Source organism: Pseudovibrio denitrificans JCM 12308, from assembly GCF_001310815.1.
GTDB lineage: Bacteria > Pseudomonadota > Alphaproteobacteria > Rhizobiales > Stappiaceae > Pseudovibrio > Pseudovibrio denitrificans.
Window position 1 is genome coordinate 1 of the sequence record NZ_BAZK01000062.1, and the last position, 1,907, is coordinate 1,907.

General features: G+C 50.4%; 1 protein-coding gene and 1 pseudogene. Both read left to right on the plus strand.

What is annotated here, in order from left to right; genetic code table 11:
• Positions 1-1,276, plus strand: a pseudogene (locus JCM12308_RS27380) (hypothetical protein); the annotation flags it as partial.
• A 37-nt stretch (positions 1,277-1,313) separates the two neighbouring features.
• Positions 1,314-1,907: hypothetical protein (locus JCM12308_RS27385; RefSeq protein ID WP_164845396.1), on the plus strand; the 594-nt coding region annotated here is incomplete at its 3' end.

Sequence of the window (1,907 nt, forward strand, 5' to 3'; positions counted from 1 at the left end):
TTACGCCTCCTCTGGCGTTACCGTGAACCTGGCAGATCCAAGCCAGAACAAAGGAGATGCGGCAGGTGATACTTACACCTCCATTGAACGTATCATGGGGACCCGCGATCATGCTGACACGCTGATTGGTGATGCTGGTCACAACAAGATCTACGGATATGGCGGCGCTGATACGCTGGATGGAGGACCTGGGAATGACATTCTTAGCTATGGTGGCTCACCAACCGGAGTATCTGTCAACCTGACAACAGGAGCTGTCTCTGGCGGCCATGCTGAAGGTGACACCATTTCTAACTTCGAGACAATTGAAGGCTCCAGTTACAATGATGTCCTGATTGGTGATGAACAAAACAATAGCTTTTATGGTCACCGCGGCAATGACCGCCTAGAAGGTAAGGGCGGCAATGACACGCTTAACGCCTATGGCGGCGGGAATGACTTTCTTGATGGTGGATCTGGGTTTGATATCGCCCGTTATCGTTGGTCCAAGCATGCCATGACCATCAACTTAGCTGCCCCAAGCCAGAATACAGGCGATGCAGCAGGGGATACCTATGTCTCCATCGAAGGGGTCATGGGCAGTGATGCATATGGCGACACTATCATTGGCAATGCTTCTGACAACAAACTTTGGGGCTATGGCGGCAATGATACTTTGATTGGTGCTGCAGGGAATGATCGCCTTTATGGCGGCAAAGGCAATGACACCTTTGTCTTTGAAGGTCCATCCTTTGGCCAAGATGTGATTGAAGACTTTGCTGCAGGATCTGGAAAAGGAGATATCATTTGGTTGAAATACTCCACGCTCACCAGCTTCGAAAAGGTAAAAGCCCAAGCTAGAGCTTCCGGGAGTAATACGGTCATCCAATTTGATGCGGGCAACACCATCACACTGAGAAATGTGAAACCTAGTCAGCTTCATGCCAACAATTTCAAGTTCACTAACGGCACGCGGGCGCGTGAAACAAAAGAGAATTGGCTTAAGGTTTCAGTCTCAGGTCGTTATGCCAGATTTTATCTAAAAAACCCCACAGGATCGAGATCACGCTCTTCCTCGGATTGGAAGAAAAACGGGCCTTGGGTTGCAGATTCTGTCTCACCTAGTTTTCATTGCGATGCAGCCAATGGAACGGCAGTAAATTATTTTGAGACGGTCCAGCGTGAGAAAGTCACAAAACAGAATGGCAGCTCTTTCTATACAGATTGGAAAGTGATCTCAACACGAACGAGCACCAGCAGCAAGTCGAAATCCGCTTCCAGCAGCAGAGAGTGCTAGAGCACGTTGACCATTTTCTTTTTGGATCTTAGTACAGATGTTTGAAACCATTATGAATATCCCAAGTTTTCGCAAATCTGCTGGCCTTCTTCTTGGCTCAGTTTTGGGCCTGACCGTTGGAGCGGCGGCCCAGGCCAGCACCGAGGATGTCACTTACACCTATGATGAGGCCCGGGCCGGGTATCACAACACCGGACAACTCACAACCATCAGCAATGGGGCCGCCATCATCCACTATGACTACAACAGTCATGGCCAGCTGGTGCGCGAACGCTACATCATTGACGGACAGACCTATACCCGCACCTATTCTTATGATGATGGCAATCGTCTGCGTGCACGATCCTTTTCCGATGGAGAAACCTGGCCGCCCTCTAACGGGCAATACCAGTATGACCGGGCTGGCAGGTTGCTGGCCATTCCAGGGGCCATCAATCAAATCCACTATTCTCCTGATGCCGAAATCGCCCGGATTGATCACGCCAACGGAACACACACGCTCAACTCTTTTGATGCACAGCGCAAGTGGTTGTTGGGCACCAAGCTCTCCAAAGGCTCCCAGGTGCTGTTTGAAGAGCAATACACCCGAGACACTGTGGGCCGGATCTCCAAGATCAGATCCAACCGAGCC